The organism is Mesorhizobium sp. SP-1A (assembly GCF_032460275.1).
In the GTDB taxonomy this organism is placed as follows: Bacteria; Pseudomonadota; Alphaproteobacteria; order Rhizobiales; family Rhizobiaceae; genus Mesorhizobium.
In genome coordinates this window covers 1,092,896-1,114,493 of the sequence record NZ_JAVXZD010000001.1, presented here as the reverse complement: position 1 = coordinate 1,114,493, position 21,598 = coordinate 1,092,896, and the positions used below count along the sequence as shown (strand labels likewise).

Annotated in this window: 19 protein-coding genes and 2 tRNA genes; 7 read left to right on the top strand and 14 right to left on the bottom strand. The window is 66.2% G+C overall.

The genetic code is table 11. From position 1 onward, the window contains the following. Nucleotides 1-55: 55 nt before the first annotated feature. The 4 genes from sufD to QU595_RS05310 form a co-directional block, all read right to left on the bottom strand. Complete coding sequence (gene sufD, locus QU595_RS05325; RefSeq protein ID WP_315919638.1) at nt 56-1,321, bottom strand: Fe-S cluster assembly protein SufD; 1,266 nt, start codon at nt 1,319-1,321, stop codon at nt 56-58. Between the two features lie 10 nt (nt 1,322-1,331). Next, nucleotides 1,332-2,087 carry a Fe-S cluster assembly ATPase SufC gene (gene sufC / locus QU595_RS05320; protein ID WP_315919637.1) on the bottom strand — a complete coding sequence of 252 codons (756 nt, stop codon included), beginning with the start codon at nt 2,085-2,087 and terminating at the stop codon, nt 1,332-1,334. Nucleotides 2,088-2,111: 24 nt separating this feature from the next. Beyond that, entirely contained in the window at nt 2,112-3,641 is a 1,530-nt protein-coding gene (gene sufB, locus QU595_RS05315) for a Fe-S cluster assembly protein SufB (protein WP_315919636.1), read from the bottom strand. Between the two features lie 171 nt (nt 3,642-3,812). Then, on the bottom strand, nt 3,813-4,976 hold the full coding sequence (locus QU595_RS05310; RefSeq protein ID WP_315919635.1) for a cysteine desulfurase family protein: 1,164 nt from the start codon (nt 4,974-4,976) through the stop codon (nt 3,813-3,815). A gap of 254 nt (nt 4,977-5,230) precedes the next feature. Between QU595_RS05310 and QU595_RS05305 the strand changes: the two genes are divergently transcribed. Together QU595_RS05305 and QU595_RS05300 are read left to right on the top strand one after the other, a co-directional pair. Beyond that, entirely contained in the window at nt 5,231-5,905 is a 675-nt protein-coding gene (locus tag QU595_RS05305; protein WP_315919634.1) for an alpha/beta hydrolase, read from the top strand. A gap of 13 nt (nt 5,906-5,918) precedes the next feature. Further along, nucleotides 5,919-6,572, top strand: a complete 654-nt coding sequence (locus QU595_RS05300; RefSeq protein WP_315919633.1) for an FMN-binding negative transcriptional regulator — start codon at nt 5,919-5,921, stop codon at nt 6,570-6,572. Here QU595_RS05300 and QU595_RS05295 read toward each other — a convergent pair. From QU595_RS05295 to QU595_RS05275, 5 genes are all read right to left on the bottom strand, one after another. Further along, nucleotides 6,565-7,395: a phosphatase PAP2 family protein gene (locus QU595_RS05295; protein ID WP_315919632.1), complete on the bottom strand. Its 831-nt coding sequence runs from the start codon at nt 7,393-7,395 to the stop codon at nt 6,565-6,567. The two genes, QU595_RS05300 and QU595_RS05295, sit on opposite strands and share 8 nt — an antisense overlap. A 31-nt stretch (nt 7,396-7,426) precedes the next feature. Next, nucleotides 7,427-9,073, bottom strand: coding sequence for a glycosyltransferase family 39 protein (locus QU595_RS05290; protein ID WP_315919631.1), 1,647 nt, complete (start codon nt 9,071-9,073; stop codon nt 7,427-7,429). A 228-nt stretch (nt 9,074-9,301) separates the two neighbouring features. Further along, nucleotides 9,302-9,634: a lipid-A-disaccharide synthase N-terminal domain-containing protein gene (locus QU595_RS05285; protein ID WP_315919630.1), complete on the bottom strand. Its 333-nt coding sequence runs from the start codon at nt 9,632-9,634 to the stop codon at nt 9,302-9,304. Beyond that, a complete protein-coding gene (locus QU595_RS05280; protein ID WP_315919629.1) occupies nt 9,627-10,376 on the bottom strand; it encodes a glycosyltransferase family 2 protein in 750 nt (249 codons plus the stop codon). Before QU595_RS05280 ends, QU595_RS05285 begins: the two co-directional genes overlap by 8 nt. 136 nt (nt 10,377-10,512) lie before the next feature. After that, nucleotides 10,513-11,637, bottom strand: a complete 1,125-nt coding sequence (locus tag QU595_RS05275) for an anhydro-N-acetylmuramic acid kinase (protein ID WP_315919628.1) — start codon at nt 11,635-11,637, stop codon at nt 10,513-10,515. Nucleotides 11,638-11,738: 101 nt separating this feature from the next. On the opposite strand from QU595_RS05275, the gene tyrS reads away from it, so the two are divergent. Further along, on the top strand, nt 11,739-12,992 hold the full coding sequence (gene tyrS, locus QU595_RS05270) for a tyrosine--tRNA ligase (RefSeq protein WP_315919627.1): 1,254 nt from the start codon (nt 11,739-11,741) through the stop codon (nt 12,990-12,992). 312 nt (nt 12,993-13,304) lie between these two features. On the opposite strand, the gene QU595_RS05265 is transcribed toward tyrS, so the two are convergent. Beyond that, on the bottom strand, nt 13,305-16,694 hold the full coding sequence (locus QU595_RS05265; RefSeq protein ID WP_315919626.1) for a DUF3971 domain-containing protein: 3,390 nt from the start codon (nt 16,692-16,694) through the stop codon (nt 13,305-13,307). A 136-nt stretch (nt 16,695-16,830) separates the two neighbouring features. Between QU595_RS05265 and QU595_RS05260 the strand changes: the two genes are divergently transcribed. Then, nucleotides 16,831-17,298 carry a peroxiredoxin gene (locus QU595_RS05260; protein ID WP_315919625.1) on the top strand — a complete coding sequence of 156 codons (468 nt, stop codon included), beginning with the start codon at nt 16,831-16,833 and terminating at the stop codon, nt 17,296-17,298. A gap of 121 nt (nt 17,299-17,419) precedes the next feature. Next, on the top strand, nt 17,420-18,709 hold the full coding sequence (locus tag QU595_RS05255; protein WP_315919624.1) for a M23 family metallopeptidase: 1,290 nt from the start codon (nt 17,420-17,422) through the stop codon (nt 18,707-18,709). 57 nt (nt 18,710-18,766) lie between these two features. On the opposite strand, the gene fghA is transcribed toward QU595_RS05255, so the two are convergent. Both fghA and QU595_RS05245 read right to left on the bottom strand, forming a co-directional pair. Further along, on the bottom strand, nt 18,767-19,603 hold the full coding sequence (gene fghA, locus QU595_RS05250) for an S-formylglutathione hydrolase (protein ID WP_315919623.1): 837 nt from the start codon (nt 19,601-19,603) through the stop codon (nt 18,767-18,769). Between the two features lie 92 nt (nt 19,604-19,695). Then, nucleotides 19,696-19,771 (bottom strand) — tRNA-Val (locus QU595_RS05245). Nucleotides 19,772-19,977: 206 nt separating this feature from the next. On the opposite strand from QU595_RS05245, the gene QU595_RS05240 reads away from it, so the two are divergent. Both QU595_RS05240 and QU595_RS05235 read left to right on the top strand, forming a co-directional pair. After that, nucleotides 19,978-20,054 (top strand) — tRNA-Asp (locus QU595_RS05240). Between the two features lie 195 nt (nt 20,055-20,249). After that, nucleotides 20,250-20,513, top strand: coding sequence for a hypothetical protein (locus tag QU595_RS05235; RefSeq protein WP_315919622.1), 264 nt, complete (start codon nt 20,250-20,252; stop codon nt 20,511-20,513). A gap of 77 nt (nt 20,514-20,590) precedes the next feature. Here QU595_RS05235 and QU595_RS05230 read toward each other — a convergent pair whose 3' ends face one another. Together QU595_RS05230 and hupB are read right to left on the bottom strand one after the other, a co-directional pair. Continuing rightward, nucleotides 20,591-20,833, bottom strand: a complete 243-nt coding sequence (locus QU595_RS05230) for a hypothetical protein (protein WP_315919621.1) — start codon at nt 20,831-20,833, stop codon at nt 20,591-20,593. Between the two features lie 458 nt (nt 20,834-21,291). Next, nucleotides 21,292-21,564: a DNA-binding protein HupB gene (hupB, locus tag QU595_RS05225; protein ID WP_315919620.1), complete on the bottom strand. Its 273-nt coding sequence runs from the start codon at nt 21,562-21,564 to the stop codon at nt 21,292-21,294. Between the last annotated feature and the right edge of the window lie 34 nt (nt 21,565-21,598).

Genomic DNA, 21,598 nt, shown 5'->3' with positions numbered 1-21,598 from the left:
CCGGGACCGGCAGGCCAGAGGGGGGTTCGAATAGCGCAAGCATCGCCTGTGTCACTCACCCATGCGCCGCGAACCAGGCGCCGAGCTTTTCTTCCAGCGCGTCCACCAGCGCCTCGTCTTCCAGTTCCTCGATGACTTCGGCGAGGAAGGCGCGCACCAGCATGCCGCGAGCCGTCTTCTCGTCGACGCCGCGCGCCATCAGGTAGAACAGATGGTTGCGGTTGATCTCGGTGACGGTGGCGCCGTGTCCGCACTGCACGTCGTCGGCGAAGATTTCGAGCTCCGGCTTGGTCGAGAACTCGCCGTCGTCCGACAGAAGCAGCGTGTTGCAGGCCATCTTGGCGTCGGTCTTCTGCGCGTGCTGGTGCACGTTGATGCGGCCCTGGAACACGCCCCTGGCCTTGCCGGTGACGACGTTGCGCACCAGTTCGCGCGAGCCGGTATGCGGCACGGCATGGTCGAGCACCATGGTGACGTCCGTATGCGTGTCGCCGCCGAGCAGATTGATGCCGCGCAGCTGGAAGTCGCAGCCCTCGCCCTTGGTGGCGACGCGGACCTCCTGGCGCACCAGCTTGCCGCCGGCGTTCATGACGAACACCGTCAGTTTCGCGCCCTTGCCGATCCAGGCGTTGAACTGGCCGAGATGGGTCGCCGTGTCCGGCTGCTCCTGCACGATCAGCCAGGTGATGTTCGAGCCCTCGCCCACCACCACATTGTCGACGCAGGAAACCAGCGCGGCGCCGGTGCCGGTCTGGCGCTCCACGATGGTGGCGGTGACGCCCGCGCCCGCCTTGACGGCGAGCCGCGTGTGCACCTGTCCACCGGCCTGGACGTTCTGCAGCTCGACCGGCTTTTCCAGAACGGTGCCGTCGGCGATCTCCATCAGCCAGCCATCGGCCACGAAGGCGCTGTTCAGCGCGCCGATGGCATCGTCGCCGTCCTGGGCGCCGAGCGCCGGAGCGTAGGTGCCGTCACCGAGCTTTTCGGAGACGGACGAGACCGTGACGCCCTCGATTGCAGCCGGCTTGCCTGCGGCGCCGTTGAGCAGCGGCAACACCGCGGAGCCCTCGATCAGCGGAGCGACCGGCTTGGCGTCGGCAGCGGCATCGAAGGCCGGCACGGACGCCAGCAGGCGGCGCAGATCGGTGTAGTGCCAGGCCTCGACGTGCCGCGTCGGCAGGCCGGCCTTCAGCGCCTCCACGGCGGCGTCGCGCTTCAGCATCACCTCGCCGTCACCCGGCAGCAGCGCAAGGCGCTCGCCGAAGGCGTCGATCAGCGCCGTCTCGGCCGGTGTGCGCGCGGGTTGTATCTGCATGTTCATCTACTTTCCCTCACGCGGCCTCGCCGATGACACCGGCATAGCCGTTGGCTTCCAGATCGAGCGCCAGCGACTTGTCGCCGGACTTGATGATCTGGCCCTTGTAGAGCACGTGCACGGTGTCCGGCACGATGTGCTCCAGCAGGCGCTGGTAGTGGGTGATGACGACGATGGCGCGGTCTGGCGAACGCAGCGCGTTGACGCCGTCCGACACGATCTTCAGCGCATCGATGTCGAGGCCGGAATCGGTCTCGTCCATCACGCACAGCTTCGGTTCCAGAAGCTTCATCTGGAGGATTTCAGCGCGCTTCTTCTCGCCGCCGGAGAAGCCGACATTGAGCGGCCGCTTCAGCATCTTCATGTCCATCTGAAGCGAGGCGGCGTCGTCCTTCACCAGTTTCAGGAACTCCGAAACCTTGAGCGGCTCCTCGCCGCGCGCCTTGCGCTGGGCGTTCATGGCCACCTTGAGGAACTCCATGGTGGCGACGCCCGGTATCTCCATCGGGTACTGGAAGGCGAGGAAGATGCCGGCGGCGGCGCGCTCGGCCGGGTCCCATTCCAGGATGGACTGGCCGTTGAACAGGATGTCGCCCTCGGTGACCTCATAGTCCTCGCGGCCGGCGAGGATGTAGGACAGCGTCGACTTGCCCGAGCCGTTCGGGCCCATGATGGCGGCGACCTCGCCCTTGTTCACGGTGAGGTTCAGGCCGCGGATGATCTCGGTGCCCTCGTCGGCGATCTTGGCGTGCAGGTTTCTGATCTCAAGCATTTGTTCTTCCTGAAAATTGTTGGGTCAGCCGACCGAGCCTTCGAGGCTGATGCCGATGAGCTTCTGCGCCTCCACGGCGAACTCCATCGGCAGTTCCTGGATGACGTCCTTGACGAAGCCGTTGACGATGAGCGCGATGGCCTCTTCTTCCGGAATGCCGCGCTGCATGACGTAGAACTTCTGGTCTTCCGAGATCTTCGAGGTGGTCGCCTCGTGCTCGAACTGCGCCGTCGCGTTCTTGGCTTCCATGTAGGGCACCGTGTGCGCGCCGCACTGGTCGCCGATCAGCAGCGAGTCGCAATTGGTGAAGTTGCGCGCATTGGTGGCCTTGCGGTGCGCCGAGACCTGGCCGCGATAGGTGTTCTGGCTGAAGCCGGCCGCGATGCCCTTGGAGATGATCCGGCTTCTGGTGTTCTTGCCGAGATGGATCATCTTGGTGCCGCTGTCGACCTGCTGGTAGCCGTTCGAGACCGCGATGGAATAGAACTCGCCCTGACTGTCGTCGCCGCGCAGGATGCAGGACGGATATTTCCAGGTGATGGCCGAGCCGGTCTCCACCTGCGTCCAGGAAATCTTGGAGCGGTGGCCGCGGCAGTCGCCGCGCTTGGTGACGAAATTGTAGATGCCGCCCTTGCCTTCGGCGTCGCCCGGATACCAGTTCTGCACGGTCGAATATTTGATCTCGGCATCGTCCAGCGCGATCAGCTCCACCACGGCGGCGTGAAGCTGGTTCTCGTCGCGCTGCGGCGCGGTGCAGCCCTCGAGATAGGAGACGTAAGCCCCCTCCTCGGCGATGATAAGCGTGCGCTCGAACTGGCCGGTGTTCTTCTCGTTGATGCGGAAATAGGTCGAAAGCTCCATCGGGCAGCGCACGCCCTTCGGCACGAACACGAACGAGCCGTCGGTGAACACCGCCGAATTCAGCGTAGCGTAGAAATTGTCGGTCGTGGGCACGACGGAGCCGAGATATTTCTTCACCAGCTCCGGATGCTCGCGGATCGCTTCCGAGATCGAGCAGAAGATGACGCCGGCCTTGGCCAGCTCTTCCTTGAAGGTGGTGACGACCGAGACGGAATCGAACACGGCGTCCACCGCCACCCGGCCGGACTTGTAGACATTGTCGCTGTCGGCTTCGAGCGCGTCGTCGCCCTCGGCCGGGGCGGCCTTCTTCACGCCGGCCAGGATTTCCTGCTCCTTCAGCGGGATGCCCAGCTTCTCATAGGTCTTGAGCAGCTCGGGATCGACCTCTGCCAGCGACTTCGGCCCCGACTGGTTCTTCGGCGCGGCGTAGTAGTAGATGTCGTTGAAATCGATCTTCGGATACTCGACGCGCGCCCAGGTCGGCTCCTCCAGCGTCAGCCAGCGGCGATAGGCGCCAAGGCGCCATTCCAGCATCCAGTCCGGCTCGTTCTTCTTGGCGGAGATGAAACGGATGATGTCCTCCGAAAGGCCCTTGGGCGCCTTTTCGGTCTCGATCTCTGTCTCGAAGCCATATTTATATTGGTCAACGTCGATCTTACGGACCCGATCGATCGTGTCCTGCACGGCAGGCATCAGCGTTCTCCATCCATGCCGGGGTCAAGGCCCGGCCGTTTTCAAACTATGGCACCGCAGGCCAGAGGCCTTATTCGGCGGCGTAAGTCCCATATAGTGCGTCCGGGCCGCAAATGCACCGGCCAGAAAAGTCGCACGGCTCTACCAGGCCGAAGCCCGCATCCGCCGCCCTCAGGCGGCTTCCTCCCTGCCTGTCCGGCGCGCGGCGATGCCCGCCAGCGCCGCCCTGAACAGGTCGATCTCCTTCGCGCCCGTTGCCGCGCCGATCGAAACGCGCAGCGCGCCAAGCCCCTCGCCGCGGCCCATGGCCTTCAGCACATGGCTCGGCCCCACCTTGCCGGACGAGCAGGCCGACCCGGCCGACAGCGCCACGCCGGCCAGATCGAAGGCGATCTGCGCCGTCTCGGCCTTCAGCCCCGGAATAGCGAAGAAGCTCGTATTGGCAAGACGCAGCGCGCCGCGTCCAAAGATTTCAGCGTCGGGCACCAGCGAAAGCACGATGCCCTCGATCTCGTCGCGCCGGGCCCGCACGGCCTCCATGCCGGCCAGTCCCGCCAGCGCCGCGCGCGCGGCAGCGCCGAAACCGGCGATCGCGGGAAGATTCTCCGTACCGGCGCGATGGCCCTTCTCCTGACCGCCGCCCGCAATCAACGGCGCGGGCATCATCAGGTCCGAGGCCGCGACGATGGCGCCCGCGCCCTTCGGGCCGCCGATCTTGTGCGAGGAGAGAATCAGATAATCGGCGCAAGGCACTGACATGTCGAGCGGAATGCGCCCCGCCGTCTGCACCGCATCGAGCACCAGAACGCCGCCTGCCGCCCTGACGATCCCGGCGATGCGCTCCAGCGGCTGGATCACGCCGGTCTCGTTGTTGGCGGCGTGGACCGCCACCAGCGGCAGCCCGTCGGCCCCGTCGTGCCCGGCCAGCGCTGCCTCCAGTTGGTCGAGCCTGAGCAGCCCCTCGCCGTCCACGCCGATCCGCGTCACCCGTTCGGGCGCAAAGCGGCCGCCGGACAGGAGGCAGGGATGGTCGGCTTCGCAGACATAGAGCCGGCCCATGCGCAGCGGGCCCCGGCCCATGCGCCAGTCCGGCGTCAGCAGGGTGGATGCGGCTTCGGTGGCGCCCGAGGTGAAGACCACATGCGCGGCCTTGGCGTTGACCAGCGCGGCCACGTCGCGGCGCGCGTCCTCGACCAGCCGGCGCGCGGCGCGGCCTTCGCTGTGAACCGAGGACGGGTTGGCCGCCGTCTCCAGCGCCGCGACCACCGCCGCACGCGCCGCTTCGAGCAGCGGCGCGCTGGCATTGTGGTCGAGATAGGCGCGTTCGACGGCCATTTTGATCGGGCGGTTCCCTTTACGAGCCGCTTTGCGAGGACGGCGCGTTATTTCCTTGAAATTCCAAGGCGAGCCGTCCTATCTACGCGTTTTGCGGCACAGGTGGAAAAGCGCGAGCCGTTACCACCGAGTTTTGAACAATTCTAAACTGGCTTCCTTCTAGGAAGCCGTTCGTCCGCCGTCAAGGCCCGGAGCCCGGACGGCAGGATTGTTCCGACCGGCGCCCGTTAGAATGTACGCAAGTGGAGTTATTGATGCCAGAGGTCATTTTCGCCGGTCCGGCCGGACGCCTTGAGGGACGCTACCAGCCCTCCAAGGAAAAGAGCGCGCCGATCGCCCTCATCCTGCACCCGCACCCGCAGTTCGGGGGCACGATGAACAACAAGATCGTCTACGACCTCTTCTACATGTTCCAGAAGCGCAACTTCACCACGCTGCGCTTCAATTTCCGCGGCATCGGCCGCAGCCAGGGCGAATTCGACCACGGCACGGGCGAATTGTCGGACGCCGCAGCGGCGCTGGACTGGGTGCAGTCGCTGCATCCGGACTCCAAGAGCTGCTGGGTGGCGGGCTATTCCTTCGGCTCGTGGATCGGCATGCAATTGCTGATGCGCCGGCCGGAGATCGAGGGCTTCATCTCCATCGCGCCGCAGCCCAACACCTATGATTTCTCGTTCCTGGCGCCGTGTCCGTCGTCCGGCCTCATCATCCATGGCGATGCCGACAAGGTGGCCCCGGCCAAGGACGTGCAGGGCCTGGTGGACAAGCTGCACACGCAGAAGGGCATAACCATCACCCAGAAGATCCTGCCCGGCGCCAACCATTTCTTCGCCAACGACGCCGAGCTTCTGCTGGAAGAATGCGCGGACTATCTCGACCGGCGGCTGGCCGGCGAACTGTCCGACCCACGGCCGAAGCGGCTGAAATAAGGCAGCGGCCGCCATGTACGAACCTCCTCTTTTCCAGGAAACCCGCCGGGAGGTTCTTCATGCGCTGATCCGGGCGCATCCGCTCGGCCTGCTGGTGTCGGCGCGGGCGGACGAGCCGTTCGCCAACGCCCTGCCCTTCCTGCTGGACGAAAGCGTCGGCCCGCATGGGCGCCTGCGCGCCCACCTGGCCAAGGCCAATCCGCAATGGCGCATGCTGGCCGAGAACCCGTCCGCGCCCGTGCTGGTCGTGTTCCAGGGCGTCAACAGCTACATCACGCCGTCCTGGTATGCGACCAAGCGTGAAACCGGCAAGGTCGTGCCGACCTGGAACTACGCCATGGTGCAGGTGCGCGGCACGGTGCGCGTGATCGAGGACGGCGACTGGCTGGCCGACCAGATTCACGACCTGACCTCGTTCCACGAAAGCCGCCGCGAAGCGCCGTGGGCGGTGACGGACGCGCCGGCCGCGTTCATCCAGTCGCAGATCAAGGGCATCGTCGGACTGGAGATCGAGATCGCCGAAATCCACGGCAAGTGGAAGGTCAGCCAGAACCGGCCCGCCTCCGACCGTGCCGGCGTGATCGAAGGGCTGGAGGCGCAATCCGGCCAGGACGATGCCGAAATGGCCGGGCTGGTGCGCGACCACGGACCGCAGCCGACTAGCTGAGCGATCGCGTCCCGTTCCTCGCGCCGGAAGCAGGCGCGCGGGAATAGACGGCCTTGCCGGGCCGATGCGCCCATAACGTCTCGCGCAGCACCGGCAGGCCGGCCGCACCCGACCGGAACAGGAAGCCCAGCCGGGCAAAGACCAGCGCAACCAGCAGCGCCAGCCCGAAACCGAGCCCGAAGCCGGCGATCGTATCGCTGGGATAATGCGCGCCGACGAAGACGCGCGTCGAGGCGATGCAGGCGCACAGAGCCAGCAGCGCATATTTCGCGCGAGGGAACAGCAGCATCAGCACGGCCGCCAGCGACCCCATCGTGGTCGCATGACCCGACGGGAAGGACACATACATGTAGCCCGCCCTGAAGGGATGGAAGGAAAACGCGCCAAGCTCGGCGAAAAGCGGCGGGCGCGCCCGTCCGACGACGAGTTTCACCAGATTGGCGGCCAATCCGGGCAGGCCGACGGCGGCCAATATGAAAAAGGCCAGGCAGGTCCTGTTGTAGGCGGCCGCCAGGCGTTCGCGCGAAAGGCCGCGCCAGTCGATCTGGTTGGCCACCAGCAGCCATGCCAGGGGCGGCAGCAGGTACCATTGCCCCAGTCCCAGCACGGTGAAGACATTCGCCAGCGTTTCGATGATCTGCGGCAGATCCCGTACCTGCCGGCCCGCTAAATCATCGAGAAAGAACGCGCCGAAGGCCGTCAGCGCCGCGACCATCGCGATCCATGCCAGCCACGGCAATTTCGGGTAGGAGGCCGGGCGGCGGTCGAAGCGGTGGCGCAGGATGCGCAGCGTGTCGCGCAGATTGCCAAGGGAGCGCGCCATTGCGGCGGAAGCCGGGGCAGACCGCCCCGCTTCACTGGCCGGAGGCACGGTAGAGCCCCAGCGACATCGTCTTCCCGGACGAATAGTTGATGCCGTCGATCTCGGTTACGCGCACCGCCTTCTTGCCCTGCGCCGCCAGTTCCTGCGTGAGTTGCGCCTCCTCGGCGATTGGCGCCAGCGCCATGGCGCAGTTCGGATCGGACAGGAGATGCTTCCCGGCGCCCTGTGTATCGGTCAGGACCGTATCGGTGCCGGCCAGGAACACCAGGCTCGGCTCCTGATAGCCGGATGCGGCCAGAACCGAGTTCTCGCAAGGCTTGTACAGCTGCATCGCCGTCACGATCCTCGGGCTCAGCCAGATCGGCTGCAAGGACGGCGCGATGACGCCGAACAGCAGCGCATAGCCGATGCCCGCCGAGGCGGCTACCGCGCCGATGCGGTTGAGCGGCATCCGCCCTCCGCGCGGAAAAGCCAGCCAGCCGGCGAGAAGCAGGGCGACGGCGGCGGGAATGGACCAGAAATTGAAGGATTTCGTGAGATAAAGCGGCGCGCCGATCGAGACGGCGGCCAACCCCAGCGTCACCACGGCGAGGCCGAAGGCCGTCGCCCACCAGAGCCATTTCTGCCAGATCTTCAACGGCTCCTGCGCCGTTCCGGCCGGCGCCACCAGCAGCCAGCCGATCAGCAGCGCGACGGCCGGATAGGCCGGCAGCACGTAATGCGGCAGCTTGGTCGGGATCAGTTCGAACACCAGCCAGAACGGGATGTACCAGGCCAGGCAGAAGCGCAGCCGGTAGTCCTCGCGCACATGGTTGAGCGCGGTCAGCGCCGCCCCCACCGCCGCCAGGCCGAAGGGCCACATGAACAGCGAATAGGTGAGCACGTAGAAGCCCGGCGGCAGGCCGTGCGATTCCTCGCCGCTGGCGACCTTGCCCAGCATGTCCTTGCCCACCGCCTCCTGCCAGAAGGCGCCGCCGCTCTTGAAGGTGATCAGCGCCAGCCAGGGCAGCACGATGATCGCCACGAGAAGGATGCCCCATCCGGCCTTCAGCCGTTTCAGCCAGCGCCCGTCGCGTTCGAAGGCGAACAGGGTCAGCACCGTCAGGGCGGAGAGCAGCGGCGTGATCGGCCCCTTTATCAGGATGCCGGCGCCCTGCGCCGCCCAGAACAGCCAGGGCAGCCAGCCGGCCGACGCCTCCTTGCGGCGGGCGGCGACGTAAATCTGCGCCAACGCGCCCTGCGCGGCCACGCAGCAGGCAAGCAGCATGGCGTCCGTCTTGGCGATGCGCCCCTCGAACGCGGTGGCGAACAGGGCGGCGACGACCAGGCCCGCGGCCATGCCCGCATCCGCGCCGAACAGGCGCGCGCCCGTCCAGGCCACCGCCAGCACCGAAAGCGCGATGCCCAGCGCCGAAACCAGCCGGTAGACCCAGATCGGCGCTTCGGCGCCCTTGCCGCTCAATGTCACGGCGGCGGATTGCAGCCAGTAGATGCCGATGGGCTTCTTGTAGCGGGTCTGCTCCTGGAGGCGGATGTCGATGTAGTTTCCGGTTTCGGCCATCTGCTTGGTGGACTGCACGAAGCGCGCCTCGTCGCGATCGACCACCGGCAGGCTGGCCAGCCCCGACGCCGAAAGCAGCAGGCTGAACAGGAAAAGCAGGAGATACCGCGTCTTCATCGCCCCTCGCCATGCTCCGGGCTGGAAATATGGCCAGCGCCCCCCTCTGGCCTGCCGGCCATCTCCCCCTCAAGGGAGGAGATCGATAGACCGCTCCGATTTCGCCAAACTTCAGCGCCGCAAGAGGGGCGCCGGCGCCAAGGCTGCCGATCTCCCCCTTCAAGCGGGAGATGGCCGGCAGGCCAGAGGGGCGTAGCGAGGCGAGCGCGAGCGATCACGGGCCGACCGTCAGTCCACCTTGGCCATGGCGGCCCTGCGCTCGTTGGCGATGAGCCACAGGTTGCGGACATAGATGAGCAGGCCCAGCCCCTGCCCGGCGATGAACACCGGGTCGCGCCGCTGGATGGCGTAGAGCAGCAGCAGCCCGCCGCCGAACAGCGAGAAGAACCAGAAGGCGATGGGCACCACCGAGCGCTTGGCGCGCTCGGACGCCAGCCATTGCACGACGAAGCGCATGGTGAAGAAGAACTGCGCCACGAAGCCGAGCAGAACCCAGCCGTCGAATTGCTGGATGAAGACCTGATGCAGCCAGTCCATCAGATGCTGGAGCGTACTATCCATGCCTGATTTCCTCTACCTTGGGCATGCGCCGTCGCCGACGCCGCAGCCACCACACACCGATGAGATCCAGCGCGCCCTGAAGGCCGCGGTCGAAGATGCCGTAGTTGGATTTTCCGTGGCGGCGCGAACGGTCGAGCACGTCGCAATGGACGACCGCGAACCCTTCCTGGATGACCAGCGCCGGCACGAAACGGTGCGTGCCGTCGAAGAAAGGCAGCTTGCGCAGAACGTCGGTGCGCACGGCCTTCAGCCCGCAGCCGGTGTCGCGCGTCTCGTCGTGCAGGATGGCGTTTCGCAGCCAGTTGGCGAAGCGCGAGGCAAGCTGCTTGGCCTTGGAGTCCCGCCGCTTGAAGCGCTGGCCCTGCGCGGCACCCGTCCGCGGCCCGGCCGCGACCAGCGCGTCGATCAGGACCGGGATGTATTGCGGATCGTTCTGGCCGTCGCCGTCGATGGTGGCGACGATGTCGCCGCGCGCGGCCCAGGCGCCGGAACGCACGGCAAGGCTCTGCCCGCAGGATTTCTCGTGCCTCAGGTGCCGGACCGGAAACGGGCGGCCGGCAGCCTGCGCGGCCAGCACGGCCGGCGTCGCATCGGTGGAACCGTCGTCCACGACGATGACCTCGAAGTCACGCCCCTGCATGGCGGCGGCGATCTCGTCCAGCAAGAGGGGCAGGTTCTCCGCCTCGTTCTTGCAGGGAATGACGATGGATGTCGCCGGTGGAGGTTCAGACGGTGTCGCCATTTCGTGTCGGGTTCCGCGATGCGGCCGTGGTCGGAAGTCCGTGGACGGTCCGAACAGGATGCTGGATTTCATTCCCCCAGAAGTGCGGCCTAATACGCCACCGGCATGAAGGAGGCAAGCAGCCGGGCGCCGGGCATCAAGGTTTTGCCAGCACGCCGCCGCTGACGGCTTCGTCGCAGCCGGTCGTGGTCGGGAAGGTCAGCGGCCGGGCGGCCAGCGAGCGCACCGCAAGATACGCCCAGGCTTCCGCCTCGGTGGCGTCGCCGTCCATGCCGACGTCCTCGGCCAGGGCGACCTGCGCCCCCATCCTTGCCGCGCCCGCGCGCAGGTCGGCCACGATATGCGGGTTCTTGCGCCCGCCGCCGCAGACGATCCACAGCTTCGGCGGCGCCGGCAGATGCTCGACCGATTTCAGGATCGCCTCGGCCGATACGGCTGCCAGCGTGCGCGCGCCGTCCGCGAGGTCCATGCCTTGCGCCTCGGCCAGCGTGAAATCGTTGCGGTCCAGAGATTTGGGGCCGGACTTTTCGAAGAACGGCTTTTCGAGATAGCGGGCGACGACCTGCGCCACGATGCCGCCCTCGCTGGCGATCGCGCCGCCGGAATCATAGGGAATGCCGGCCTCGCGCGCCACCCATTGATCGATCAGAGCATTGCCGGGCCCGGTATCGAAAGCAACCGGATCACCCGCCTCCGGCACATAGGTGATGTTGGAGATGCCGCCGATATTGACGAAGACGACCGGATATCGCCGCGCGTAGGGCTGCGGCAGGCCGCGCGCCAGCGCGGCGTGATAGGCCGGCACCAGCGGCGCGCCCTGCCCGCCATGGACCATGTCGTTGGCGCGCATGTCGTAGACGACCGGCAGGCGGGTGTTCGAGGCGAGCAGTGCCCCGTCGCCAAGCTGGACCGTCAGGCCGATCTGCGGACGATGCAGCACCGTCTGGCCGTGGAAGCCGACCACCTCCGGCTTGCCCCAACCGGTCGCGGCTCCCTGCAGGAAGGCCTTGACCGCCTCGGCATGGCGCAATGTCAGGTCATGCTCCAGCGCGGCGAGGTCGCCGGGGCGCTCGTCGCGCCGTTCTATGCGCTTGGCCGTTTCGAGACCCATTTCGATGCGGCGGCGGAAATCCGCCTCGTAGGGCACGAAGAATGCCGGCCCGCGCTCGACACGGCCCTCGCCGTCCGTGCGCAGCATGGCCAGGTCGATGCCGTCCATGGAAGTGCCGCTCATCAGCCCGATCGCGCAGATCATGCCCATCCGGTTCGCCGTCCTTGTGATTCCTCGCCCGCAGATGCTAAACGCGCGGCATCACACTTGCCATGCCGGCGTGATTGCCGGCGCTCTTCGGGAAAAGAATGATGTCCGCCTTCAAGTCCGACTTCCTGCGCATCATGAGCGAGCGCGGCTTCATCCATCAGATTTCGGATGAAAGCGGCCTCGACGACCTGTTCGCCAAGGAGGTGGTGACGGCCTATATCGGCTTCGACCCGACGGCCTCCAGCCTTCATGCCGGCGGGCTGATCCAGATCATGATGCTCTACTGGATGCAGCAGACCGGGCATCGTCCGGTCGCGCTGATGGGCGGCGGCACCGGCATGGTCGGCGACCCGTCCTTCAAGGACGAGGCGCGCAAGCTGATGACGCCCGAGACCATCCAGTCGAACATAGACGGCATCAAGCGGGTGTTTTCCAACTATCTGACCTTCGGCGACGGCCCGCGCGACGCGCTGATGGCCAACAACGCCGAATGGCTCCTGCCGCTCAACTATCTCGAATTCCTGCGCGACGTGGGCCAGCATTTTTCGGTCAACCGCATGCTTTCGTTCGATTCCGTGAAGCTGAGGCTGGACCGCGACCAGTCGCTCTCCTTCCTGGAATTCAACTACATGATCCTGCAGGCCTACGACTTCGTGGAGCTGAACAGGCGCTACGGCGTGCGGCTGCAGATGGGCGGCTCCGACCAGTGGGGCAACATCGTCAACGGCATCGACCTCGGCCACCGGCTGGGCACGCCGCAGCTCTATGCGCTGACGACGCCGCTGCTCACCACCGCCTCGGGCGCGAAGATGGGCAAGTCGCTGAGCGGCGCGGTCTGGCTCAACCCGGACCTGCTGAGCCCCTATGATTTCTGGCAGTACTGGCGCAACACCGAGGACGCCGACGTCGGCCGCTTCCTAAAGCTCTACACCACCCTGCCGCTCGCCGAGATCGCCAAGCTGGCGGCGCTGGGCGGGGCCGAGATCAACGAGGCCAAGAAGGTGCTGGCGACGGAAGTGACCGCGATGCTGCACGGTCGCGAAGCTGCGGAACAGGCGGCGGAAACGGCGCGCCAGACCTTCGAGCAGGGCGTGACCGCCGACACGCTGCCGAGCGTCGAGATCGCCCGCGGCGAGTTGGAGGCAGGGATCGGCCTGCTTGCCCTGTTCGTGAAGGCCGGGCTCGCCGGCTCCAACGGCGAGGCGCGCCGGCATGTGCAAGGCGGCGCGGTGCGCCTCAACGACGAGCCGGTGACGGACGAGCGGCGCATGGTCACGCTTCAGGACCTGAGTCCGGAAAACGCGGTAAAGCTTTCTCTGGGCAAGAAAAAACACATCCTGGTGCGGCCTGCCTGAGGGCTGGCCGTCAATAGACCAACGCCATCCCGGCCGAGCGAAGCAAAGCGAGGAAGAGCCGGGATCCATTCCGGAACGCCCGCAAAGTCACGGAATGGATCCCGGCTCGCGCACATCGCTATCGCTCGTGCTTGGCGGGGATGACGCTTGTCCTGCGGCCTACCACCCCATTGCGCCGTACAACTCTTGTTTGTGTTCGAACCCCCGTCTCCCAAGATCGGCTGTAAACCCCGGTATGGAGCGTTCCGTCCTTCTTGGATGCCAGGATATATACATAGGCTGACATCGATCGCTTCCCGCCGAAGTGCCCCCTCACCTGTACTCGAAGATCGAGCGGAAGATGCCCGGCGCGATCGCCGACAGCGGGTTGATGTGCAGGTCGGGCTTGTTGGCGTCGCCTTTCAGCCGGTAGGTGACGCCGATCAGCCCACCGTCGCGGCCGTTGCCCAGCAGCGCCCCGACGATCGGCAATTCGCCGAAGATGCGGTTGAGGCCATAGGCCGGCATGAAGGTGCCGGTGATGTCCATGTTGTCGTTCTGGTCGTATAGCGTGCCCTGGAAGGTGGTGCCGATGAGCGGGCCACGCAGCACGCCCTGGGCGAGCTTCAGATAGCCGCCGCCCTTCTCGATTTCGGCATAGCCGCGCTCGAACTGCACCTTGGCCGTGTCGATATTGCCCTTCACCGCCTGATTAAGGCTGCGGTCGTCGCCGGCCGGCGCGGTGGAGACGATGGAGGCGAGCTTCGGCTCGTTCACGATCATGAAGTCGCGCGCGTCCACGCTGCCGCGCAACGGCCCCGAGCCGCTGCCGGCCAAGGCCAGAGCGATGCCGCCGCCCTGCATGTGCTCGTAGAGGTCCAGAAAGCGAAGGATGGCGCCGGCGTCGGCCGACTTCATGCGCAACGTGCGGTTCCCGCTTTCCGCCCGGTTCGAAACGGTGATCGCACCGCCTGAACTCGCCGTCGCGCTGGCCGTCAGGCCGTCGGGCTTCGAGCCGTTGGCGCTGTAGTCCAGCGACAGGCCGGAAAGCTGCTCGCCATGGAAGCCGGTCAGCCTCTTGACGTCGGCGCTGACGGATATGCCGCCGCCGCCGGTTTCCTTGGTGGCGGTGTCTGCGTCCGACATGAACTGCTTGATGAGCGAGCGGGCATCGAGGGCGTTGCCGCTGATCCTGACGGCGTATGACTTTCCGGACCGCTTCACCGAGACGGCGACGTCGTCGCCGCGGTTCAACTGGACCCTGCTCAGGGAGGCCGACTGGAGAGCCGCGCCCGAAAGCACCACATTGCCGTCGATGGAAAAACTCTTGCCGGACAGGTCGAATTCGGAAAGCGTGGTCGTGGCGCCGGATTTGACCATGCTGAAGGACATGTTGGCCGGCACGCCGGCCCCCTTGGTCCAGCCGGCCCACGGAATGGTCAGCTTCGTGCCGGTGAGGTCGGCGGTCACCTTCTGGGTGCCGTCCTCCTGCTTGTCGAGCGCTACCTTCACGGTGCCCGAAACGAGCGCCGACAGACCGGGCATGAAGGCTTCGCGCGTCCTGTCGTCGATGACCAGCGCCACCTTGCGGCTGCGGGGCGGGCCGTCGGCTTCGAGCGGCTCGACCAGGTCGACTTCCGCCGGAATGCCGTTGAGGCGGGCATGGGCGCCGATCACCGCCTTTTCAGGATCGACGGTTATGGAGCCGTCCGCCTCGGTGACGATCTGGCCGTCCACCGGCTTGGCCAGCGACAGCCCCTTGTAGTCCAGCGCCACCAGCCAGCCGAGCTTGTCGCTGTCCACTCCCGACTGCAGGGGGATGTCGGCCTTGACGTTGCCGGTCACCGTGCCGGTCAGTTCCTCCGGCTGCATGCCGACATGGCGCATGGCGTTGATCGGCTCGTAGGAGGCGAGTTCGGCGATCGCCGGCGCCTCGCCGGCAACGTCGATGTCGAGCGCGCCGATCACCGGCGGGACGTTGGCGTTCTGCACCTTCAACGTGCCGTTGCTAGCCGCCACCGTGCGGCCGCTCGGCATGAAGACCGTGCCGGATTTCAGCGAGATATCGACATCGTTGCCGTGGAATTCCACCGCGCCGATCGCGTCGCGCACCGGCGGTATGCGGCCCGCGGTGTCGAAACGCGCGCCGGCCAGATCGAACCGGCCGAACACCTCGCGCTCGTCGAGCGGCACGCCGTTGCCGAGGCGGCCGGGCGCCACCTGGAACTGCAGTTCCGCCTCGGAGACCTGTCCGCCGAACACGTTTTCCAGCACCCATTTGCGCGCGCCATGGGCCGAGAACCAGGGCCAAAGCTGCTTCACATGCGAAACCGGCATGTCGTGCACGTTCAGGGCCAGCGAGATGCCCGGCGAACCGCTGCCGGCGAACTCCAGTTGAGCCGTGCCCAGGACGCCGCCGTCGTTGCCGGTGTTCACGGCGATGGTGTCGGCCCGCAGCTTGTGGCTGACCGTGCCGAACGTGCCGGCCACGCGGGCGATGAGGTTCAGCGCGGGCTCCGGCGATTCGACCGGCGCCAGCGTGGAGCCGTTGCTGACCAGATCGTAGCGGTAGGACGGCTCCTCGCCGGCCGCGCCCTCGCGCGGCTTCGGCCCGACGGAGCCTTCGAAATCGAAGGTCGAGCGGCCGCTGGTCACGCGGAGGCGGTCGACGGAGATCTTGCCGGCGCCGCTTTCCAGCGTCGCGTCCAGCCCGACATCGGCTTCCATGAGCCCTTCGCGCGGCCCGAGATCGATCGCCGAGCCAGTCGCCGCCGCACTGACGGTGAGTTTCGTCGCCGCATCGCCCTGCCCTTCGGAACCGGACAGTCGCAGCGACAGGGCGCCGAGCCGGCTGTCGTCAGCCTTGCCGGAATCATCCGCCGCGTCCGCCTGCAGCTCGGCGTTGAGCTGGGTCACGCGCCGGCTTTGCGGATCGCGCGCCGCAGCGGCATCGATGGTGATCGTGCGGCCGTCCAGTGCGGCGTCGGTGGAAAATTCGATGCGGTCGCGCCCGCTTTGCGAGATGGTCGCCTGCTCGATGTCGATGCGTTTGACGGCGGCGTCTCCCGGCAGCAGGAAAGCGACCCTTTGCAGGCGCATCTCGCGCAGCGAATCCAGCCGCACGGCGTCCAGCGCCCCGCGCACGCCCGTGAACACGGCGGCCAACACCTTGTCGGGATCGATCAGCCCGTCGGCGTTGCGCAGGTCCTGCGCCCAATCGCCCCCCTTCGAGGGCATCCCATCGGCAAAGAAACGCCCGTCCGATATGCGCGCGCTGGTCAGGCGGACCTGGCCGGACAGAAGCGGCACGAGCCGGACGCCGAAACGAACCGCCCCCGCCTCCGCCATCGGCTTGTCGGCCGACGTCACCAGCCGGACATCGCGGACTTCGAGAGCGAGGAAACTCGATCCGTCCAGCGTCAGGCGGGCGGGGCCGAGCGCGACCTTGACATCGAAGCCGGCCATCTGCTCGATCGCGTGCTCGGCTTCGGCGCGAAGCCGCTCCGATCCGATCCCGGAAACGCCGATGAGGTAGACGCAGGCCGCCAGCAACAGCACCAGCGCGCCCGCGCCGAGCGCCAGCCGGCCGAGCAGACGCGCCCGACGACGGAAGGCGGCCTTGCCGAGCGGCGGCACCGCGCAGGCGGAAGGCATGGCACCAAGATCGACGATCTCCTCGCGCCTGAACCTGATCTTTTCGTGCCGCGCCGGTTCCTTGACCAACTAATCTTCCGTGTTGCCCTATCGGGTGTTGCCTGTCCGGTATTGCCTGCCGCTTCGCCGGTCGGGCTGTGGACGAATCCCCATCCGACCTTATAACGGTGCCTTCCCGCGCGTAACCTCAAACAGGACACGGCACATGGCTGATCTCGACCTGGGCGATCCGGCGCCCGATTTCGACCTTCCGCGGGACGGAGGCGGTTCAGTCCGCCTCTCCGGCCTGAAAGGCAAACCGGTGGTCCTCTACTTCTATCCGGCGGACGATACGCCCGGCTGCACCGCGGAGGCGATCGACTTCAGCCGGCTCTTGCCCGATTTCAAGAAGGCCGGCACCGTCGTCATCGGCCTCTCTCCCGACAGCACCCGAAAACATGACAAATTCAAGGCCAAGCACGCGCTCGGCGTCGATCTTGTCGCTGACGAGGAGCGCAAGGTCATCGAAGCCTACGGGCTCTGGGTCGAAAAGAAGCTTTACGGCCGCACCTATATGGGCGTCGAGCGCGCCACCTTCCTGATCGGGCCGGACGGACGCATCGCCCGCATCTGGCGCAAGGTGAAGGTCAAGGGGCACGCGGAAGCCGTGCTCGAGGCCGCCAAGACTCTCTGACCCGGAAAAGTCCCTTTTTTCCGACGTTTGCGCGCGCGCCGCCTGCAACCCGAAAAGCTTTGTTAACCTTAACAGGTTGTAATCGGGCGGTCGTCGATAGTGCAAACGAAAGCTTCGTCCCGTGAACGCATCCGGACAGTCCGCGGTCTTCGGCAAGCGCAAGGAACCCCACACCGTCATCATCGCCCGCGGCGACGAAATCCGGCATTTCACCGTACGCCCCTGGGTCGCGGCCGCTGCCGGTTCCGCCCTCGCCGCCGTGGCGGTCGGCTATCTTCTGGCGACCTCCTATCTGGTCTTCCGCGACGACCTGATCGGCGCGGCTAGCGCCAGGCAGACCCGCATCCAGCAGGCCTATGAGGACCGGATCTCGGCCCTGCGCGCGCAGGTCGACCGCATCACCAGCCGCCAGCTTCTCGACCAGCAGGTCATGGAAACGAAGGTCAGCGAATTGCTGGACCGGCAGACCAAGCTCAGCGAAAGGCACGGACGGCTCGGGCCGCTGCTGGAGCGGGCCGAAAGCGAGGTCGGCGCAATCCCGGCCGATCCCGCGTCCGAGCCGGCGGGCAAGCCCGACACGAGCGCGGAACTGACCACGGGAAGCATCGCCGCCCCGCAGCTCGCCGGCCTTGCGGCCGGCAGCGCCAAGCCCTTCTCCTTCTGGTCCACGCGCGGCGGGACCGCGGCAGACGAAGCCTCGGCCGACCGCGCCGACAAGCTGTTCGCCTCCATCAACCGCTCGCTGCGCACCATCGAGACCGACCAGATCGAGCGCCTGACCCGGCTGGCCGATACCGCATATGAGAATGCCGACGCCATCAAGGAAACGCTGCAGGCGGCCGGCCTGCCGGTCGATGCCAATTTCGGCAAAGCGGAAGAAACCGATGTCGGCGGGCCTCTGGTGCCGATCGATCCATCGGCCATGTTCGACACCAAGGTGAAGGAGCTTGACGAAGCGCTCGACGCGCTCGACGGCCTGAAGCAGGAGGCGCGGCGGCTGCCGCTCGTCAACCCGGCGCCGGGCCATGCCGTCACCAGCCCGTTCGGCGTGCGCACGGATCCGCTGCTCGGCACGGCCGCCCTGCATTCGGGAATGGATTTCCGCGCTCCCGTCGGCATGCCGGCAAGGGTCACGGCGGCGGGCGTCGTGGTCAAGGCCGGTTGGAACGGCGGCTACGGGCGCATGGTGGAAGTCGACCACGGGCAAGGCTTCACCACCCGCTACGGGCATCTGAGCAATATACTGGTTTCGGTCGGACAGAAGCTCGAGGCCGGCGACGTGATCGGCCGGACTGGCAGCAGCGGCCGCTCGACCGGGCCGCATCTCCACTACGAGATCCGCCACAACGGCGAGGCGCTCAATCCGCTGCGCTTCCTCGCCGTCGGCAGGAAAATCGGGAAATATCTCTGAACGGCCGCCGACCGGGCAAAGGGTGCAGACTACAGTCCCGTTAGGCCGAAGTTCCGGTCAGCCGTTCAGCCGCCGGGCGTGCCATGCGAGATGGTCGTCCATGAAGGTCGAGATGAAGAAATAGGAGTGGTCGTAACCCTCCTGCATGCGCAGGTCGAGCGGAATGCCCGCCTTGCCGCACGCTTCCTCCAGCAGCCACGGGCGCAGCCCTTCCTCGAGGAAACCGTCCTTGGTGCCCTGGTCGACGAGCAATTCCGGAAACCGCTTGCCGTCCTCGATGAGGGCGACCGCGTCATAGGCGCGCCATGCGGCCTCGTCCGGGCCGAGATATTTCTCGAAGGCCGGCTTCGACCACCCGGCGGTCATCGGATGCACGATCGGCGCGAAGGCGGAACAGCTCCTGAAGCGCTCCGGGTTCCTGAGCGCGATGGTCAGCGCGCCGTGGCCACCCATGGAATGGCCGAATATGCCCTGCCGGCTCATGTCGGCCGGGAATTCGCGGGCGATCAGCGCCGGCAGTTCCTGCGTGATATAGGAATACATGCGGTAGTTGCGGGCGTAAGGGGCCTGCGTGGCGTCGAGATAGAAGCCGGCACCGCAGCCGAACTGCCAATTGTCCTTTTCGTCCGGCACATCCTCGCCGCGCGGGCTGGTGTCCGGGCACACCACGATCAGGCCGAGTTCGGCAGCCAGGCGCCGGTACTCGCCCTTGTCCATGACGTTCTGATGAGTGCAGGTGAGGCCCGACAGATACCACAGCACCGGGCGCGGCCCCTGCTGCGCCTGCGGCGGCACGAAGACGGCGAAGGTCATCTCTGCGGCGCATATATCGGAAGCATGGGAATACACCCCCTGCTGGCCGCCGTGGGACTTCGCGATCGAAACCGTTTTCATGGACTTCCTCCCCGGAGAAGATTTGCCTGGCAGGCCGCGACCCTCACTCCATGAAGCATGTTCCGATGCTCCGGGCGGAGTTCCAAGGCTATTGGTGGGCGATGACGGACTCGAACCGCCGACATCTTCGGTGTAAACGAAGCGCTCTACCAACTGAGCTAATCGCCCGCACGGCGCGGAGCTTTAAGCAGTTCAGCGCGGCTTCGCAAGGCCAAATGACGCCGCCGTGCCGCCGCGCACCCCGCTGTCCGGCGCCGCCGAAAAAAACCTTTGCTGGTTTGCAATTATGCGGCTCCGGCCCGCTTGACACCCTGCGGCGAACCCCTTATCCAGCCCCGCAACGACGCACACGGCTGACACGTGTTCGTCAAAGCGCGGGTGTAGCTCAGTCGGTTAGAGTGCCGGCCTGTCACGCCGGAGGTCGCGGGTTCGAGCCCCGTCACTCGCGCCATTTCTTTCCCATCTAGGTCTTTTCGGCTCTTTTTGCCCCACGGAACTCATCGTTGGTTCTCGGGCACGGCGCGCGGCACCGCGGCAGCATTTTCCGCTGGCCTTCGATCACGTTCCCGGGAGCGGCCGCTCAGGCCGCAATCGCGCCAAACTCGCCAGGATCGATTATCGGCTCAACTCTCATCGGGGTCGATCCATGAAGAAGCTGTTGATGGCCGGAGCGCTCGTTTCGGCATTTGCCTTGCCCGCCTCTGAGGCCGGCGCGGTTGGGTACATTTCTGGCGCCGTCGCCGGCGGCGTGGCCGGCCATTATGCGGGCCACCACGGCGTTCTGGGAGCAATGGGCGGCTGCATTGCCGGGCATGAACTGCACAAGAAGCAGATGGCCGCCCGCAAGCTGAAGCACCAGCAGCAGGTCCAACACCAGCCCGCAGCCACTCCCCAGCCACAGGCGCAATAGCGCTCGACCACGGCACCAGCGACATCCGGTAACGAAAATTTGCTGACTTTGCGGGGCCGCGGCGGACTGGCGCGTTTTCAGCCCGGTGCTAGCTTCGACCCGGGCCGGGATTTCTCAACAGAGTTCGCAATGAGGGAGTTCGCAATGAGGATTGCAAGCATTCTAGCCTCGATCGCTGTCGTCGGCTTCGTCACCGGCGGGGCATACGCCGCTTCCACCAGCACGACGACCAGCGCTCCGGCGGCCACATCAACCATGGCGCCGGCAACCACGAAGAAGCCGAAAGCGGCGATGTCGCCGGAGAAGACCGCGATTTCCAAGCAATGCTCGTCGCTGGCCGACGCCAAGGGCCTTCATGGAAAGGCTCGCGAGAAATTCCGCGCCGACTGCAAGAAGAACGGCGGAAAAGCCCCGTCATAAAAGCTTCGGAGCGCCGGGCGATCTTCACTCCATGACCCCCCAAAAGGGGCCGGATCGATCGGCTGGACAGGCGCATGGCCCGAAAAGGGCGGACTGCGGAACATCTGCAAAAGAAAAGCCGGGCAAAACCCGGCTTTTCCTTTTGCAGGACCGCTGCGAAGCGTAGCTACTTCCGCAAGACCGGCGCGCCGCCTCCATTTCGCCCTTCCGAAGCGATGCCGCGACGGTGATGCGAAATATGCCTGCGCCGTACCGGTGCGGCCCCTGATCCGCGCCGGCGCTCATGGAGAGACAGGCAAATCGCGCGTCCGTTCCCGCTCCCGTGGAAGCGCGAGACGCGCGCCTTGCGCTGACAGGCTTAGTTGACCGCGTCCTTCAGGCCCTTGCCGGCCGAGAACTTCGGGACGGTGCGGGCCGGGATCTTGACCTCGGCACCGGTTTGCGGGTTGCGGCCCGTCGAAGCCGCGCGCTTCGAGACGGAAAAGTTTCCGAACCCGACGAGGCGGACGTCGCCACCGTTCTTCAACTCGCCGGTGATCACGGCGAACACCGCATCGACCGCCGACTGCGCCTTCCCCTTCTCCAGACCGGCCTGCTCGGCAACGGCGGACACCAGTTCGTTCTTGTTCATCAAAAATTCCTTCCATGAGAAAACCGGAACTATC

What these genes read in the sequence shown, in the direction of transcription:
- QU595_RS05290 (WP_315919631.1), bottom strand. Translation starts at nt 9,073, where the DNA reads ATGAAGACGCGGTATCTCCTGCTTTTCCTGTTCAGCCTGCTGCTTTCG.
- QU595_RS05305 (WP_315919634.1), top strand. Translation starts at nt 5,231, where the DNA reads ATGCCAGAGGTCATTTTCGCCGGTCCGGCCGGACGCCTTGAGGGACGC.
- QU595_RS05295 (WP_315919632.1), bottom strand. Translation starts at nt 7,395, where the DNA reads ATGGCGCGCTCCCTTGGCAATCTGCGCGACACGCTGCGCATCCTGCGC.
- QU595_RS05310 (WP_315919635.1), bottom strand. Translation starts at nt 4,976, where the DNA reads ATGGCCGTCGAACGCGCCTATCTCGACCACAATGCCAGCGCGCCGCTG.
- sufC (WP_315919637.1), bottom strand. Translation starts at nt 2,087, where the DNA reads ATGCTTGAGATCAGAAACCTGCACGCCAAGATCGCCGACGAGGGCACC.
- QU595_RS05235 (WP_315919622.1), top strand. Translation starts at nt 20,250, where the DNA reads ATGAAGAAGCTGTTGATGGCCGGAGCGCTCGTTTCGGCATTTGCCTTG.
- QU595_RS05260 (WP_315919625.1), top strand. Translation starts at nt 16,831, where the DNA reads ATGGCTGATCTCGACCTGGGCGATCCGGCGCCCGATTTCGACCTTCCG.
- sufB (WP_315919636.1), bottom strand. Translation starts at nt 3,641, where the DNA reads ATGCCTGCCGTGCAGGACACGATCGATCGGGTCCGTAAGATCGACGTT.
- tyrS (WP_315919627.1), top strand. Translation starts at nt 11,739, where the DNA reads ATGTCCGCCTTCAAGTCCGACTTCCTGCGCATCATGAGCGAGCGCGGC.
- hupB (WP_315919620.1), bottom strand. Translation starts at nt 21,564, where the DNA reads ATGAACAAGAACGAACTGGTGTCCGCCGTTGCCGAGCAGGCCGGTCTG.
- QU595_RS05285 (WP_315919630.1), bottom strand. Translation starts at nt 9,634, where the DNA reads ATGGATAGTACGCTCCAGCATCTGATGGACTGGCTGCATCAGGTCTTC.
- sufD (WP_315919638.1), bottom strand. Translation starts at nt 1,321, where the DNA reads ATGAACATGCAGATACAACCCGCGCGCACACCGGCCGAGACGGCGCTG.
- QU595_RS05300 (WP_315919633.1), top strand. Translation starts at nt 5,919, where the DNA reads ATGTACGAACCTCCTCTTTTCCAGGAAACCCGCCGGGAGGTTCTTCAT.
- QU595_RS05280 (WP_315919629.1), bottom strand. Translation starts at nt 10,376, where the DNA reads ATGGCGACACCGTCTGAACCTCCACCGGCGACATCCATCGTCATTCCC.
- QU595_RS05275 (WP_315919628.1), bottom strand. Translation starts at nt 11,637, where the DNA reads ATGGGCATGATCTGCGCGATCGGGCTGATGAGCGGCACTTCCATGGAC.
- fghA (WP_315919623.1), bottom strand. Translation starts at nt 19,603, where the DNA reads ATGAAAACGGTTTCGATCGCGAAGTCCCACGGCGGCCAGCAGGGGGTG.